This window comes from Neisseria sp. SLRRB23, assembly GCF_050896295.1.
Classification (GTDB): domain Bacteria; phylum Pseudomonadota; class Gammaproteobacteria; order Burkholderiales; family Neisseriaceae; genus Neisseria.
Window position 1 is genome coordinate 1 of the sequence record NZ_JBPBFH010000182.1, and the last position, 379, is coordinate 379.

The window sequence follows — 379 nt, forward strand, 5'->3', positions numbered from 1 at the left end:
ACGAGATGACGTCGAGTCTCGTGGGCTCGGAGATGTGTATAAGAGACAGCATAGACATCATACAGTCCCAGAAAACCAAAAATCTGCACCCAAAACGGTCCGAATTTGACCAAATAATCCGTCTGCGGCTGGTTTGCCGCCGCGTCGCGGGCGTGGTCGGCTGCCTGATTGCGCGGATTTTGGGGTTTTCAGACGGCAAAACGCTGGAATACGCGGATAAAATGGGTCTTGCGCTTCTACTTTTGGAACGGTTACTGAACCCTTTTGAGCTTTGTTCCGTAGAAGCCCAATCCGGCAGCAATTTTTGCCATATCGTGGATTTGAGCAGCTATATCCTAGATCAGCAGCAAGGCATTCCCCTGTTGCTTTGTGATGCCCT

1 pseudogene is annotated in these 379 nt (G+C 50.7%); it reads left to right on the forward strand.

The annotated features are described in order from the left end of the window. Positions 1 to 122: 122 nt before the first annotated feature. Positions 123 to 242, forward strand: a pseudogene (locus ACRPFF_RS11840) (squalene/phytoene synthase family protein); the annotation flags it as partial. Between the last annotated feature and the right edge of the window lie 137 nt (positions 243 to 379).